The organism is Nonomuraea sp. NPDC059007, from assembly GCF_042740555.1.
Taxonomy (GTDB): Bacteria; Actinomycetota; Actinomycetes; order Streptosporangiales; family Streptosporangiaceae; genus Nonomuraea.
This window is the reverse complement of record NZ_JBHYJD010000003.1, coordinates 398,853-411,846: the sequence shown is the minus strand read 5'-3', so window position 1 is coordinate 411,846 and position 12,994 is coordinate 398,853. Positions and strand designations below refer to the sequence as shown.

Sequence of the window (12,994 nt, the reverse complement as noted above, 5' to 3'; positions counted from 1 at the left end):
CGAAGCCTGGTGTGCCGGGCAGGGCTCGGTGGTTTCGCTGTGGGCCGATCTGGCCTGGGGTGAGCATCTTCATGCCTGGTCGGTGCGGTCACCGATGTCGTTGACCGCACCGGCCGCAGCGTCCGGGACGGGCCGCCAGGGCCGGGCCGGGTCTATCGTCGCCGGATGAACGATCGACTCACCGGCGCGATCCGACTGCCGGACGGAGGCTGGGTGCGTGGGCGCGGGCTGCGTAACCCCGCACCCGAGGGGCCGGACCCCGGCTACGGCCTCTATCTCGGCACCTCCAAGCTGCGACGCAAGCACGAACACACCTGGCCACACGACTGGATCGACTGGCCGGACTTCCTGCTGCCACGCGACACGGGCGAAGCGGTCCGCCTGATCCGAGCCCTGCACGAACGGCTCCAGGCCGGCGAACGTGCCGAGGTCGCCTGCGGGGGCGGAGTGGGCCGCACCGGCACGGTCCTGTCGTGCCTGGCTGTGCTGTCCGGCCTCGCCCCCGCCGACGCGATCGCCTGGACCCGCGCCCACCATCACCCCCGCGCCGTCGAAACCCCCTGGCAGCGTCGGTGGGTGTCGAGGTTTTCATCCGTTACGGCACAGCCGCCCCCACGCCACCCGCCGTCGTGAGCGGGCGCCGATCGTGGGGATCGCTTCTCACGTCGGACGTGGTACCCGCCGCAACGGCGCCCCGTTGACCGGCCAAGCGCACAACCAGCCCCATCACATGGCACCCTCACGACCCAAGTGCCGCCGGCAAGCCTGTGCGCCTCGACCGATGTGGTCCTCAAGTCCCGACCGAGGCCGAGCGCCCGCCACCGAGCTTGTGCGCTTCGCCCGAGGCGTGCCCTACAGGGTCTGTTGGTCAGGGCGATGTGTCCCTGAGCCTGCGTGTCCGCGTGCGTGCGGGTTCCTGCTGGATGCGACGCCTGAAGAGCCGCTGAGACCCCGCGGGACCACGGACACCACCAAAGGCCCGGGGAAGCGCGAAAGGCGCGCCTGAGGTGTTCAGGCGCGCCCTCCTCACGAACCAGGTCAGAACGACTCGACCGCCCGCCGGGCCTCGGCGTCGAGTACGCCCCAGCTGATCAGTTCCTCGGTCAGCTCACTCGGCGACTTGTCATAGATCACGGCAAGGGAGCGCAGGTCCTCCTGCCGGATCGAGAGCACCTTGCCGTTGTAGTCACCGCGCTGCGACTGGATCGTCGCCGCGTACCGGGCGAGTGCCCCGGCCTTCTCCTTCGGCAGCGTGGCCAGACGTTCGAGGTCGATCACAAGCTTGGGTGTCGGGCCGAGAGGGCTGGGGGCGGCGCCGCCCGGCAGCAGCTCGGACACCGGTACCCCGTAGAAGTCGGCAAGCTCGGCAAGCTTCTGCACCGTGACGGCCCGGTCGCCGCGCTCATAGGAGCCTACGACCACGGCTTTCCAGCGTCCGCGCGACTTCTCCTCGACTCCGTGCAGGGAAAGCCCCTGCTGGGTGCGGATCGCGCGGAGTCGTGCACCCAGCGACTTTGCGTACTCAGACGGCATCGTTGTGGCCCCCCGGCTCGTGTTATGTACTGCTCTCAGTAGATTGTGCGCCTTTGCGACGATTGACCCGGCCACCGGGGGGTCTGGTGCCAAGCTCGGCACCATCGGTAGCCATGGCCCCGGGTTTACCCCAGAACGCCGCGCAAAGTGGTTACGCACAGTGACGGTAAAGGGGGTTAAGCCGAAGGTCAAGCTGATTGGAAAAAAGATGCCGAATCCGGTCCGGTATGGATCGCCTCAAACGCCCCTCTTGTCCCGTTGATAACAGTACTTCGTCATAGTTTGACGAGGGATATCCAGCTATGGCTCTCGAGTCAGGATCATCACGGGGCATGTCGCAGCCTTGACGATTTTGATGGAGGTGTCGCCCAGAAAGACCCGGCGCAGCGGCCCGGAACTACTTGACGCGCAGATGATCAGCTCGCCGTCCAGCCACGTGGCCGCGCCCAGGGCCTGGGCCACGTTCCTGCCCTCCAGGATCTCCACGTCCACCTGCAGCCTGCGGCGCTGCCCGCGCGCGGCCGCCTTCAGGTCCGCCGCCGCCTGCTCGCGCAGCCGTTCGGACATCTCCTGCTCGATCTTCGCCTTCCTGCCGCTGCTGAGGACCAGCGTGACCAGCCGCAGCGGCACGTCCAGGCTCACCGCCGCCCGCGCCGCCTCGGCGACCGCGTGGTCGCAGCCTGGGCCGCGCCGGTAGGCGACCGTGAGGCGTTCGAACTCGGCCGGAGGCTCCTCCGACCAGCCCTTGGGCGCCAGCAGTACCGGAACCGACGAGGAGTGCAGCAACTGGTCGGCGGTGCTGCCCAGGGAGATGCGGCCCTTGGCGCCCGAGGGAGCCGAGCCGATCACGACCACGTCCGCCTCGCGCTTGCGGGCCAGCTCCACCAGGCCGCGCCCGCTGCCCTTGTTGGTGTGGACGACGTAGTCCGCCTCGTCGCCGGCCAGCTCGCGGGCCTGCTCCAGCGTCGCGTCCGACTGCTCGCGCAGGTAGGCGCGCCAGGCGCTCTCGTCGGCCTTGGCGGGTCCCGGCGTGTTCCAGGCGGGCGGCTGCACGGTCGCGACCGTCAGTTTCGCCCTCGCCTGCCTGGCCAGGAGTACGGCGAGCGCCAGCCCGTCACGTCCACGGGGCTCGGCGATGAAGCCGGTCAGCACGTTCTCGATCTTCATCGGGGCACCTCCGTGCGGAGCCTGGAGTGGCGGTAGCCGTACAGGAAATAGCAGATGAAACCGACGGCCATCCACAGCGCGAACGCCAGCCACGTGACGCCCTGCAGGCCCGCCATCACGACCACGCACATGATCACGCCGAGGATCGGCGTGATCGGGAACAGCGGCGTCTTGAAGTTGCGCGGCAGGTCGGGCCTGGTACGGCGGAGCACGATCACGCCGACGTTGACGATCGCGAACGCGAACAGGGTGCCGATGCTGGTGGCCTCGGCCAGTTGCCCGAGCGGGATGAGCCCGGCCAGGACGCTGATGAACAACGTCACGATCAGCGTGTTGGCGACCGGGACCTGGCGGCGCGGGTTGACCTTCTGGAACACCTTGGGGATCAGCCCGTCGCGCGACATCGCGAACAGGATGCGGGTCTGGCCGTACATGACGGTGAGCACGACGCTGGCGATGGCGATGACGGCGCCGAAGGAGACGACCAGGCCCGGCCAGGTGGCGCCGGTGGCCATGTCGACGATGACGGCGAGGCTGGCCTCGGTGTTCTCGGGGTCGAAGTCGGTCCACGGCATGGCGCCGATGGCGGCCACCGCGACCAGGACGTAGATCGCCGTCACGATCACCAGGGAGAAGATGATCGCCAGCGGCAGGTCGCGCTTGGGGTTCTTGGCCTCCTCACCGGCGGTGGAGGCGGCGTCGAAGCCGATATAGGAGAAGAAGACCTGCGAGGCGGCGGCGGTGATGCCCAGGACGCCCAGCGGGGCGAACGGGGTGAAGTTCTTCGACTGGAAGGCGGTGAACGCCACCACGCAGAAGAACGCCAGCACCGCGACCTTGATGAGCACGAAGACCACGTTGGCGGTGGCCGACTCGGAGGAGCCGCCGAGCAGCAGCCAGGTGGCCAGCAGCACGATGAGGATGGCGGTCACGTTGACGACGCCGCCCTTGTCGCCGGGGGAGTGGGTGATCGCGGCGGGTAGCTGCCAGCCGAACAGCCCCTGCAGGAACGTGTTGAGGTACTCGCCCCAGCCGACGGCCACGGCCGCGACCGACACGGCGTACTCCAGCATGAGACACCAGCCGCAGACCCAGGCCACGATCTCGCCGAGCGTGGCGTAGGCGTAGGAGTAGGACGAGCCGGACACCGGGATGGTCCCGGCCAGCTCGGCGTAGCTCAGCGCGGAGAACAGGGCCGTGATGGCGGCCAGCACGAACGCCAGCACCACCGCCGGGCCCGCCTTCGGCACGGCCTGGCCGAGGATGACGAAGATACCCGTGCCGAGTGTGGCGCCGACGCTGAAGAGGGTCAGCTGCCACAGGCCCATCGTGCGTCGTAGCTCGCCGCCCTCGCCCCGGCCGGCCTCCGAGACGATCTCGTCCGTCGGCTTGATGCGGAACAACTGTGTCAGTGCCACCGGCACCTCCCCAAAGAAGGGGCCACCGGCCCCGATGCGACTAAAGCGTGCTCGTCAACGGCCAGGTGGCGCTCGGCGTGATGATCGTGCCCGCCTTCCCCTTGAGGATCTCGACGGCCTGGTCGAGTTTGCCGATCGCGGCCATGTCACCTGTGGTCTCCACGAACCTGCACACGGCTTCCACCTTCGGCCCCATCGAGCCGGCGGGGAAGTCGATGGAGCGCAGTTCGTACGGAGTGGTGTGCCCGATCTCGCTCTGCTGCGGCGTGCCGAAGTCCTTCATGACCCTCGGCACGTCGGTGAGGATCAGGAACGCGTCGCAGTCCAGCGCCTCGGCCAGCATCGACGCGGTCAGGTCCTTGTCGATGACGGCCTCGACCCCCGACAGCCGGCCCTGGGCGTCGCGGACGACCGGGATGCCGCCGCCGCCCGCGCAGACCACCACGACGCCGTCGCGTACGGCCTTGCGGATCAGCCGGGTCTCCACCACGCGCTGCGGCGCGGGAGAAGGCACCACGCGGCGCCAGTACGGGCCGTCCTGCCGGACCACCCAGCCGTTCTCCCTGGCCAGCTTCTCGGCCTCGGCCTGCTCGTAGACCTGGCCGACGAACTTGGTCGGGTTGTCGAAGGCCGGGTCGACCGCCGAGACGAGCGTCTGGGTGACCAGCGCCATGACCTGCCGGCCGGGCAGGGCGTTCTGCAGGGCCTGCAGCATCCAGTAGCCGATCATGCCCTGGGTCTCGGCGCCGAGCGTGTCGAAGGAGTAGGCCCGGGTCAGGCTGGTGTCGGCGGCGCTCTCCAGCGCCAGCATCCCGACCTGGGGGCCGTTGCCGTGGGTGATGATCAGCTCGTGCTCTTCCGCCAGCTTGGCCAGCGTCTTCACCGCGATGTTGACGTTGGCGATCTGGGTGTCGGCGTCCGGCCGGTCCCCGCGCTTGAGCAGCGCGTTGCCCCCGAGGGCGACGATGACGCGCATCGCGGTCAGTCCCCGAGGGTGGCCACCATGATGGCCTTGATCGTGTGCAGGCGGTTCTCGGCCTCGTCGAAGACGATCGAGCGCGGCGACTCGAAGACGCTCTCGGTCACCTCCAGCGCGTCCAGGCCGGTCTTCTCGTAGATGTCCTCGCCGACCTTCGTCTCCCGGTTGTGGAAGGCCGGCAGGCAGTGCATGAACTTCACCTTGGGGTTGCCGGTGGCCTTCACCACCTTGTCGTTGATCTGGTACGGCTTCAGCAGCTTGATCCGCTCGTCCCAGACCTCCTTGGGCTCGCCCATCGACACCCACACGTCGGTGTAGAGGTAGTCGACGCCCTTGACGCCCTTGGCCACGTCGTCGGTGATGGTGACCGTGGCCCCGGTCTGCTTGGCGAGGTCCTTGGCCGGCTTGACGACCATCTGCCGGTCGGGCTGCAGCGCCTTGGGGGCGACCAGCCGTACGTCCATGCCGAACATCGCGCCGGTGACCAGCAGCGAGTTGCCCATGTTGTTGCGGGCGTCGCCGAGGTAGGCGAAGGAGATGTCGTGCAGCGGCTTGTCGCTGTGCTCCTTCATGGTGAGCATGTCGGCGAGCATCTGCGTGGGATGCCACTCGTCGGTGAGCCCGTTCCACACCGGTACGCCCGAGTACAGGGCCAGCTCCTCCACGTTGGACTGGGCGCTGCCCCGGTACTCGATGCCGTCGAACATCCGGCCGAGCACCCGGGCGGTGTCCTTGACCGACTCCTTGTGCCCCATCTGCGAGCCGGACGGGTCCAGGTAGGTGACGTGCGCGCCCTGGTCGTGGGCGGCCACCTCGAACGCGCACCGGGTGCGGGTCGAGGACTTCTCGAAGATCAGGGCGATGTTCTTGCCCTTGAGCCGCTGCTGTTCGACGCCGGCGTACTTGGCCGCCTTCAGGTCGGCCGCCAGGCGCAGCAGGAACCCGAACTCCTCTGGCGTGAAGTCCAGTTCTTTGAGAAAGCTGCGCCCGCGCAGGTTGAATGCCATGAAGTTCCCCCCGAGAACCTGAAAAGGTCAGATGCCGTCGCGTTCCAGCGGGCAGCTCATGCAGCGCGGGCCGCCGCGCCCCCTGCCGAGCTCGCTGCCCCTGATGGTGATCACTTCGATGCCCTCCGAGCGGAGGAAGTTGTTGGTGGTGGTGTTGCGCTCGTAGGCGACGACCACGCCGGGCTCGATGGCCAGCACGTTGCAGCCGTCGTCCCACTGCTCCCGCTCGGCGGCGTAGACGTCCTGGTGGGCGGTCAGGACCTTGATGTCGTCCAGGTCCAGGGCGCGGGCGATCGCCTTGTGCATGTCCTCGGGGCGGTGGTCGGTGACCTTGAGCTCCTTGTCGTTGTCGCCGGGCTCGATCGTGTAGGAGGGCAGCATGCCGAGGCCGGCGTACTTGGTGAACACGCCGACGTCCACGTTGGTCATCACCGTGTCGAGGTGCATGAAGGCGCGGGCCTTCGGCATGTTGAGCGCCACGATCTTCTTGGCGCCGTTGTGCTTGAAGAGGTTGCGCGCGAGCATCTCGACCGCCTGCGGCTGGGTGCGCTCGCTCATGCCGATGAGTACGGCCCCGCGCCCGATGACCAGCACGTCCCCGCCCTCCATCGTGGCCGGGGCGACCGCGGTGCCGGGCATCCACACGTTGAAGCCGCCCGCCTCCGGACGGCGGAACCCGGCGGCGAAGACCGGGTGGTAGCGGTAGACGGCCTCCAGGTTGATCGTCTCGGCCTGGCGGGCCTTCTTCTTCATGGCGTTGATCGAGACGCCGTTGTAGATCCAGCAGGAGGTGTCGCGGGTGAACAGGTGGTTGGGCAGCGGCGGCAGGACGAAGTCGGACTCGTCCAGCACGTGGTAGGCGACGCTCTTGGGGTCGACCCCGCGCTCCATCAGCTCGCCCTTGGTGATGCCGCCGGTGAGGAACTGCTGGAGCTCGGCCGACGGCATGGCGTCCAGGACGTTGCGCACGGCGTCCACGGCCAGCGGGCCGATCCAGCGCTCGTCGACCACGTGCTCCAGCACGTGCTTGCGCGCCTCGGGGATGTCGAGGGTCTCGCGCAGGAGGTCGGCCAGCATGTAGACGGTGATGCCGCGGTCGCGCAGGACCTGCTGCCACTCCTCGTGCTCCTCCAGCGCCCGCTGCACCCACAGGACGTCGTCGAAGAGGAACTCGTCCTTGTTGGTGGGTGTGAGGCGCTTCAGGGCCAGCTCGGGCTTGTGCAGCATCACCTGGTGGAGCCTGCCCACCTCGGAATCGACGTGAAAGGTCATTTCTTCTCTATCCCCTCAGGAAACGCGGGCGTCACGCGGGCCGTACTCGCCCCTCTTGGACTTGACCCAGATGTAGACCGGAACACCCACGAGGAGCATGAGCGTCCCGCCGAGCACCGCCTCGGCGCCGGAGCCGAAGGCCATCCAGAACGCGAACAGCAGCGCGATCACCGCGATGATCATGTCCCTGGCCAGGCGGCGCTTGTCGACCAGGCGCCCTCCGGTGGCCAGCCAGAAGATCTGGGCGGCGGCGGAGAAGAAGTACGGGATGACCGTGGTGAAGGAGGCCAGCAGCACGATGGTGTTGAAGGCGTTCTCCGAGGCGTAGCCGACCAGCAGCATCACCGAGGTCAGGATGGTGCCGGCCAGGATGCCCGCGGCCGGTACGCCCCGGCGCGAGACCCTGCCGAAGACCGGCGGGAACATGCCGTCCTTGGCCGCGGCCAGCGGCATCTCGGCCACCAGCATGGTCCAGCCGTTCAGCGCGCCGATGCCGGAGACGATCGCGCAGGCGGCCATGAGGATGCCGCCGGCCGAGCCGCCGAACATGTTGTTGAGCGCGTCGGCGAACGGCGCCGTGGAGTTGACCAGGCGCTCGTGCGGCACGGTGCCCATGACGGCGACGGTGCTCAGGATGTAGAGCACCGCGCAGGCGAGCACGCCGATGACGCTGGCCCTGCCGATGTTGCGCTCGGGGTTCCTGATCTTCTCGGCGGCGATGGACACGCTCTCGACGCCGGAGTAGATGAACAGGGCGACGGCGCCCGCCATCGAGACGGCGCCGACCCAGTTGCCGTCGGTGGCGTTGAACGCGCCGAAGTTGGCGCCCTGGATGAAGAAGAGCCCGATGACGCCGACGAACAGCAGCGGGGCGAACTTCAGGATCGTGGTGACGAGCTGGAAGGCGGCCATGTTCCTGGCGCCCATCAGGTTGACGACCGCCGGGATCCACAGGCCGACCAGCCCGATGGCGATGGGCACGCCGTTCCAGTCCAGGCCGAATACCTGCTGGGCGAAGTACTGGACGTAGCCGACCCAGGCGACGGCGATCGCGGCGTTGCCGATCCACGCCGTCAGCCAGAACGACCAGGCGTTCCAGAAGCCGGCGAACTCGCCGAAGGCGCTGCGCGCGTAGGCGTAGGGGCCGCCGCCGGCGGGGATGCGCTCGCCGAGCTTGCCGAAGACCATGGCCATGGCGACGGCGCCGATCGTGACCACGACCATGGCGACGAGGCTGACGGTGCCGAAGGCGGCCAGCGAGGCCGGCAGCAGGAAGATCCCGGTGCCGACGACGTTGCCGATGATGAGCGCGATGGCCGAGCCGAGCCCGAGCCCGCCGGAGCCGGGAGCGGTCTCGGTGGGAATCGCGGTCGTGACACCGCCCTCGGGCGGTCGTGGTTCCCCCATGCGGTGCCCCCGTGCACGTCGGTCCGCGGAAAGCCGCAGGCGGAACGCGTGCGACTCACGGTGACGTGCCCGGCACTCAGAGTGCTGACACGGGGCCTTGTCCGGAAATTACCTGATCACGGCGTGCGGCAGATCGGACGGTGAACCGCTCAGCAGCAGTACGACCGTGAAGACCGCGAGGCAGAGCGCGATCAGCGCCACGGGCCAGGCGTCCCAGGCCTGGGGGATGCGCTCGGCCGTCACGACCCCGCTGCCGTGCTCGGAGAGGTCCTTGACCAGCGCCGGGTCCTCCACCGCGATCTGGCGGGCGATCGCGTCCAGGACCGTTTGCTCGCGCGCGGACAGCGCCATGATGAAACCTCCCCCAAGAGACCTTGAAGGAGGTTTTATAATGCTTTGTCCGATTGTGCCAAATCCGTCAGGAGTGCTTGAGCGCCTCCGCGCCGCCGACGATCTCGGTGATCTCCGTCGTGATCTCCGCCTGCCGCGCCTCGTTGGCCTCGCGCGTGAGCTTCTCGATGAGCTCGTGCGCGTTCTCGGTCGCCGCCATCATCGCGGTACGGCGGGCCGCGTGCTCGGCCGCCGCCGACGACAGCAGCATGTACCAGATCCGCGAGCGCACGTACTTCTGCAGCATCTCGTCCAGCACCGCCTCCGGCGAGGGATCGAACTCGTAGGGCGCCTTGGGCGGCCCCGAGGCCGTCCCCGCCTCGCCCTCGACCTCCTCCACCTGCAGCGGCAGGATTCTGGTGACGCGCGGCGCCTGCGTCAGCATCGTGACGAACTCCGTGTAGACCACGTGCACCTCGCCCACGCCGCCGTCCCTGGTCGGCATGTCGAACGCCGAGATGAGCGTCTTGCCGATCTCGGCGGCGGTGTCGTAACCCGGCTGCCCGCTCATCCCCGCCCAGTGCCCGGCCATCTCCCGGCCGCGGAAGCGGAACCAGTCGACCCCCTTGCGGCCCACCACGTAGAAGACCGGCTCCTTGCCCTGCGCCTCGAACATGGCGTGCAGGGCCTGGCCGTTCTTGATGACGTTGTGGTTGTAGCCGCCGGCGAACCCCCGGTCGCTGGTCAGCACCAGCACCGCCACTCGCGAGGTGTCCGGCCGCTCGTTCAGCAGCGCGTGGTTCATCTTCATGTGGTGGCTGACGAGCGCCGAGACCGCCGCGGAGATCTCCCGCGCGTACGGCTGCGCCGCGTCGGCGCGGTCGCGGGCCTTGCCCACCCGCGACGACGCGATCAACTCCTGAGCTCGTGTGATCTTCGCGGTCGACTTCACGGACTTGATCCGCTGCCTGATCAGGCGTAGCTGAGCACCCAATGTGACCCCCCGACTACATGGTGTGCGCGATCAGGCTAACGCGCCGAGGGGGCGCCGCATCGTGGCTGGTGGCGCCTGGTACTGTGTGTCCCGACCGACACCCTTTTAAGTCCCGTCCCGTGAGGCGGGGAAGGTGGTGATGATTTCCCATGTCCGAATCAAGGGCCGTTCTCGAAGGCCCGGACATCCACCGGGCGCTGACCCGAATCGCGCACGAGATCCTCGAGCGCACCAAGGGCGCCGACGGCGTCGTCCTCCTCGGCATCCCGACCCGCGGCGTGACTCTGGCCCGCCGGCTCGGTGAGCGGATCGAGCAGTTCGAAGGCGTGAAGATCCCCGTCGGCTCGATCGACATCACGATGTACCGCGACGATCTGCGGCTCAAGCCCGCCCGCCCCCTCGGCCACACCGAGCTTCCGCCGGACGGCGTCGACGGCAGGACCGTCGTGCTCGTCGACGACGTGCTCTACTCCGGCCGCACCGTCCGCGCCGCGCTCGACGCGCTCAACGACCTGGGCCGCCCGACGGCCGTGCAGCTCGCCACGCTGGTCGACAGGGGTCACCGCGAGCTCCCCATCCGCGCCGACTACGTCGGGAAGAACCTGCCGACCGCCAAGAGCGAGAAGGTCAAGGTCTTCCTCGACGAGATCGACGGGCGCGACGCAGTGGAGTTGATCAAGTGAACAAGCACCTCATTTCCGCCGCGGACCTGTCCAAGGACGACGCGCTGCTCATCCTCGACACCGCCGAGGAACTGGCGGCCGTCTCGGAACGGTCCATCAAGAAGCTGCCGACGCTGCGCGGCCGTACCGTGGTCAACCTGTTCTTCGAGGACTCCACCCGCACCCGCATCAGCTTCGAGGCCGCGGCCAAGCGCCTGTCGGCCGACGTCATCAACTTCTCCGCCAAGGGCTCCAGCGTCTCCAAGGGCGAGTCGCTCAAGGACACCGCGCTGACCCTGGAGGCCATGGGCGCCGACGCGGTCGTCATCCGCCACGGCGCCTCCGGCGCGCCGCACCGCCTGGCCAACTGGGTGCGCGGCAGCGTCGTCAACGCCGGCGACGGCACCCACGAGCACCCCACGCAGGCCCTGCTCGACGCCTTCTCCATGCGCCGCCGCCTCGGCTCGCTGGAAGGCCGCAAGATCACCATCGTGGGCGACGTGCTCCACTCGCGCGTGGCCCGCTCGAACGTGCTGCTGCTGGCCACGCTCGGCGCCGAGGTGACGCTGGTCGCCCCGCCCACGCTGCTGCCGGTCTCGGTCGGCACCTGGCCCTGCGAGGTCTCCTACGACCTCGACGCGGTGCTGCCCAAGTCGGACGTGGTCATGATGCTCCGCGTGCAGAAGGAGCGGATGAACGCCGCCTACTTCCCCAGCGAGCGCGAGTACTCCCGGCGCTACGGCCTGGACCGCGACCGCTTCGCCAAGATGCCGGACGACGCCATCGTGATGCACCCCGGCCCGATGAACCGGGGCATGGAGATCGCCGCCGACGTGGCGGACTCCCCGCGCTCGACCATCGTCGAGCAGGTCGCCAACGGCGTGACCACCCGCATGGCCGTCCTGTACCTGCTCCTCGGGGGAGAGTCCGCATGATCATTCGCAACGTCCGCGTCCTGGGCGGCGAGCCCGCCGACATCCGCGTCTCCGGCGGAACCATCACCGAGATCGGCGCGGGGCTGCAGGGCACCGAGGAGATCGTCGACGGCCGCGGCGCGATCGCGCTGCCCGGCCTGGTCGACCTGCACACCCACCTGCGCGAGCCCGGCCGCGAGGACGCCGAGACCGTCCTGACCGGCACCCAGTCGGCCGCCCGCGGCGGCTACACCGCCGTGCACGCCATGGCCAACACCTCGCCCGTCGCCGACACCGCCGGCGTCGTCGAGCAGGTCTACCGGCTCGGCCAGGAGGGCGGCTACTGCGACGTGCAGCCCGTCGGCGCCGTCACCGTCGGCCTGGAGGGCAGGCAGCTGGCCGAGCTCGGCGCCATGGCCGACTCCGCCGCCCGCGTGCGGGTCTTCTCCGACGACGGCCACTGCGTCGACGACGCGGTGCTCATGCGCCGCGCGCTGGAGTACGTCAAGGCCTTCGACGGCGTCGTCGCCCAGCACGCCCAGGAGCCCCGCCTCACCGGCGGCGCCCAGATGAACGAGGGCGTCATCTCCGGCCGCCTCGGCCTGGCCGGCTGGCCCGCCGTGGCCGAGGAGGCGATCATCGCCCGCGACTGCCTGCTCGCCGCGCACGTCGGCTCCCGCCTGCACATCTGCCACGTCTCCACCGCCGGCTCGGTGGAGATCCTGCGCTGGGCCAAGTCCAAGGGCTGGAACGTCACCGCCGAGGTCACCCCGCACCACCTGCTGCTGACCGACGAACTGGTCGAGGAGTCGCCCAACGGCTCCTACAACCCGATCTACAAGGTCAACCCGCCGCTGCGTACCCGCGCCGACGTCGAGGCGCTGCGCGCGGCCCTGGCCGACGGCACCATCGACGTCGTCGCCACCGACCACGCGCCGCACCCGGTCGAGGACAAGGAGACCGAGTGGGCGGCGGCGGCCATGGGCATGATCGGCCTGGAGACCGCGCTCAGCGTCGTCCAGGAGGCCATGGTCGACACGGGCCTGCTCGACTGGGCGGGCGTGGCCGAGCGCATGTCGCTCAAGCCCGCCGAGATCGGCCGCCTGTCCGGCCACGGCAACCCGATCGAGGCCGGCGGCCCGGCCAACATCACCCTGTACGACCCGGGCGCCCGCACCGAGGTCGACCCGCGTGCCTTCGCCTCCAAGAGCCGCAACACCCCGTACGAGGGGATGACCCTCCCGGGCCGGGTCGTCGCCACCTTCCTCCGGGGCAAGCCGACCGTCCTGGAAGGGAAGCTGGTTTGACACC

13 protein-coding genes are annotated in these 12,994 nt (G+C 69.0%); 4 read left to right on the top strand and 9 right to left on the bottom strand.

Translation table 11 applies throughout. The features are described from left to right. The first annotated feature begins 165 nt into the window (after positions 1-165). The gene (locus tag ACFWY5_RS07235; protein WP_379621383.1) at positions 166-633 is read left to right on the top strand and encodes a protein-tyrosine phosphatase family protein; all 468 of its coding nucleotides are present in this window, start codon (positions 166-168) and stop codon (positions 631-633) included. Between the two features lie 405 nt (positions 634-1,038). Here the strand turns inward: ACFWY5_RS07235 and ACFWY5_RS07230 are convergent, their stop codons facing one another. The 9 genes from ACFWY5_RS07230 to ACFWY5_RS07190 all read right to left on the bottom strand — a co-directional run bounded on the left by ACFWY5_RS07230 (position 1,039) and on the right by ACFWY5_RS07190 (position 10,107). Further along, a complete protein-coding gene (locus ACFWY5_RS07230; RefSeq protein WP_026214021.1) occupies positions 1,039-1,533 on the bottom strand; it encodes a transcriptional regulator in 495 nt (164 codons plus the stop codon). 300 nt (positions 1,534-1,833) lie between these two features. Then, positions 1,834-2,700 (bottom strand): universal stress protein, encoded by an 867-nt coding sequence (locus tag ACFWY5_RS07225; RefSeq protein ID WP_379621381.1) that lies wholly within the window; start codon positions 2,698-2,700, stop codon positions 1,834-1,836. After that, entirely contained in the window at positions 2,697-4,118 is a 1,422-nt protein-coding gene (locus tag ACFWY5_RS07220; RefSeq protein WP_379621379.1) for an amino acid permease, read from the bottom strand. The genes ACFWY5_RS07225 and ACFWY5_RS07220 overlap by 4 nt, the downstream gene beginning before the upstream one ends. A 40-nt stretch (positions 4,119-4,158) precedes the next feature. After that, positions 4,159-5,094 carry a carbamate kinase gene (gene arcC, locus ACFWY5_RS07215; RefSeq protein WP_379621377.1) on the bottom strand — a complete coding sequence of 312 codons (936 nt, stop codon included), beginning with the start codon at positions 5,092-5,094 and terminating at the stop codon, positions 4,159-4,161. Between the two features lie 5 nt (positions 5,095-5,099). Beyond that, complete coding sequence (argF, locus tag ACFWY5_RS07210; RefSeq protein WP_379621375.1) at positions 5,100-6,104, bottom strand: ornithine carbamoyltransferase; 1,005 nt, start codon at positions 6,102-6,104, stop codon at positions 5,100-5,102. Between the two features lie 27 nt (positions 6,105-6,131). Further along, positions 6,132-7,376 (bottom strand): arginine deiminase, encoded by a 1,245-nt coding sequence (locus ACFWY5_RS07205; RefSeq protein ID WP_379621373.1) that lies wholly within the window; start codon positions 7,374-7,376, stop codon positions 6,132-6,134. Positions 7,377-7,391: 15 nt separating this feature from the next. Next, on the bottom strand, positions 7,392-8,783 hold the full coding sequence (locus ACFWY5_RS07200) for an amino acid permease (RefSeq protein ID WP_379630796.1): 1,392 nt from the start codon (positions 8,781-8,783) through the stop codon (positions 7,392-7,394). Positions 8,784-8,891: 108 nt separating this feature from the next. Further along, the gene (locus ACFWY5_RS07195) at positions 8,892-9,134 is read right to left on the bottom strand and encodes a DUF3040 domain-containing protein (RefSeq protein WP_379621369.1); all 243 of its coding nucleotides are present in this window, start codon (positions 9,132-9,134) and stop codon (positions 8,892-8,894) included. 67 nt (positions 9,135-9,201) lie between these two features. Then, the gene (locus ACFWY5_RS07190) at positions 9,202-10,107 is read right to left on the bottom strand and encodes a F0F1 ATP synthase subunit gamma (RefSeq protein ID WP_379621367.1); all 906 of its coding nucleotides are present in this window, start codon (positions 10,105-10,107) and stop codon (positions 9,202-9,204) included. Between the two features lie 149 nt (positions 10,108-10,256). On the opposite strand from ACFWY5_RS07190, the gene pyrR reads away from it, so the two are divergent. Genes pyrR through ACFWY5_RS07175 form a run of 3 tightly spaced genes read left to right on the top strand, consistent with a single transcriptional unit; the run spans position 10,257 to position 12,990 of the window. Continuing rightward, positions 10,257-10,790 (top strand): bifunctional pyr operon transcriptional regulator/uracil phosphoribosyltransferase PyrR, encoded by a 534-nt coding sequence (gene pyrR / locus ACFWY5_RS07185; RefSeq protein WP_184960632.1) that lies wholly within the window; start codon positions 10,257-10,259, stop codon positions 10,788-10,790. Further along, a complete protein-coding gene (locus tag ACFWY5_RS07180) occupies positions 10,787-11,704 on the top strand; it encodes an aspartate carbamoyltransferase catalytic subunit (RefSeq protein WP_379630795.1) in 918 nt (305 codons plus the stop codon). The genes pyrR and ACFWY5_RS07180 overlap by 4 nt, the downstream gene beginning before the upstream one ends. Then, on the top strand, positions 11,701-12,990 hold the full coding sequence (locus ACFWY5_RS07175) for a dihydroorotase (protein WP_379630794.1): 1,290 nt from the start codon (positions 11,701-11,703) through the stop codon (positions 12,988-12,990). Before ACFWY5_RS07180 ends, ACFWY5_RS07175 begins: the two co-directional genes overlap by 4 nt. The last annotated feature ends 4 nt before the right edge of the window (positions 12,991-12,994 follow it).

Excerpts from the sequence above, each read along its gene's own strand:
- ACFWY5_RS07235 (WP_379621383.1), top strand. The coding sequence starts at position 166 with ATGAACGATCGACTCACCGGCGCGATCCGACTGCCGGACGGAGGCTGG.
- ACFWY5_RS07230 (WP_026214021.1), bottom strand. The coding sequence starts at position 1,533 with ATGCCGTCTGAGTACGCAAAGTCGCTGGGTGCACGACTCCGCGCGATC.
- ACFWY5_RS07225 (WP_379621381.1), bottom strand. The coding sequence starts at position 2,700 with ATGAAGATCGAGAACGTGCTGACCGGCTTCATCGCCGAGCCCCGTGGA.
- arcC (WP_379621377.1), bottom strand. The coding sequence starts at position 5,094 with ATGCGCGTCATCGTCGCCCTCGGGGGCAACGCGCTGCTCAAGCGCGGG.
- argF (WP_379621375.1), bottom strand. The coding sequence starts at position 6,104 with ATGGCATTCAACCTGCGCGGGCGCAGCTTTCTCAAAGAACTGGACTTC.
- ACFWY5_RS07205 (WP_379621373.1), bottom strand. The coding sequence starts at position 7,376 with ATGACCTTTCACGTCGATTCCGAGGTGGGCAGGCTCCACCAGGTGATG.
- ACFWY5_RS07200 (WP_379630796.1), bottom strand. The coding sequence starts at position 8,783 with ATGGGGGAACCACGACCGCCCGAGGGCGGTGTCACGACCGCGATTCCC.
- ACFWY5_RS07195 (WP_379621369.1), bottom strand. The coding sequence starts at position 9,134 with ATGGCGCTGTCCGCGCGCGAGCAAACGGTCCTGGACGCGATCGCCCGC.
- pyrR (WP_184960632.1), top strand. The coding sequence starts at position 10,257 with ATGTCCGAATCAAGGGCCGTTCTCGAAGGCCCGGACATCCACCGGGCG.
- ACFWY5_RS07175 (WP_379630794.1), top strand. The coding sequence starts at position 11,701 with ATGATCATTCGCAACGTCCGCGTCCTGGGCGGCGAGCCCGCCGACATC.